The sequence below is a fragment of the Novosphingobium sp. AAP93 genome, assembly GCF_001296055.1.
In the GTDB taxonomy this organism is placed as follows: Bacteria; Pseudomonadota; Alphaproteobacteria; order Sphingomonadales; family Sphingomonadaceae; genus Novosphingobium.
Genome location: NZ_LJHZ01000146.1, coordinates 1 through 1092, shown reverse-complemented (window position 1 = coordinate 1092; position 1092 = coordinate 1). Strand labels below are relative to the sequence as shown.

Here is a 1092-nt window from a genome sequence, read left to right as displayed (position 1 = left end):
GATGAAAGCCGCGAGCAGACCCGCGCGATCCATGCCGCGCAGCGCCGCCGCCAGACCCTCGCCGGGCTGCTCGCGAGCGAGGACCGGCAGGCCACTTTGGCGCTGCACAGGAACGCGCAAACGCTGCTCGAACCGGTGCGCGTGGTGAACCCGTTCGCGGATGATCTGACGTTCCTTGACGACAAGACCCGCACCCGGCGCGATCATATGAAATACCTCACGCTGATCCAGGCGATCGCGCTCCTGCACCAGCATCAGCGCAAGGTCCACGAGGTGCATCACCGGGGGAAACCGGTGCGCTATATCGAGGTTGCGGAAAGCGACATCGCGCTCGCCAACCGGCTTGCCAGTGAGGTCCTGGGCCGCACGCTCGACGAGCTGCCGCCGCAGACCCGGAGGCTTCTGGGCATGGTGCATGACTGGGCCGTGGCGGAGTGCGCGCGGCTGCATATCAAGCGCTCGGACCTGCGGTTTACGCGCCGCCAGCTCAGGGCGGCGACCGGGTGGGGTGACACGCAGCTCAAGGTCCATCTGGGGCGTCTGGCTGACCTTGAATATGTGCTCGTTCATCGCGGCGCGCCCGGCCCGTCGGGGGGCGTCGGCTCGTTCCATTACGAGCTGCTTTATGATGGCGGCGGGGAGGCGGATGCGCCGTTCCTGATGGGGCTGAGCGGAGCCGTGCAGGGGCAGGACAAGGCCTGCGCGTACGACCCGGTTCGGTCGGGGTCCGGGGCGGTTCGGTCGCCGCTTGGCCGGGCCCTGGTCGGTGCCCGGTCGGGCACTGGTCGGAGCGGAGAAAAGGCGGCTGAGGGGCAGATATCCGCTGCTCTTCGCGCTCCTGAAACGCCGCCTTCGGAAACGCCTATATCTCTTCTGAACGGCACGGTCCTGTCCTACCCACATAATGCCAATGGCGGGGGCAATGGCGGGGGTGTTGTTCCTGCCTCAGCCGCCGTGCTCTGACATGCCGAGGAAGCGCGGGGCCGGCACGAAAAAGGGCCGCACACCGCACAAGGGGCTTTACCATCCGCCTGCCCTTGCGGTGGGCGGTCATGATCCGGACAGCATCTGGAATCACATGGAGCGCTTTGC

General features: G+C 66.9%; 1 protein-coding gene. It reads left to right on the top strand.

Annotated features, from left to right (window positions below; genetic code table 11):
- The coding region (locus IP83_RS20770; protein WP_197274458.1) for a hypothetical protein at nucleotides 1-963 on the top strand (963 nt) is incomplete at its 5' end.
- Nucleotides 964-1092: the final 129 nt, after the last annotated feature.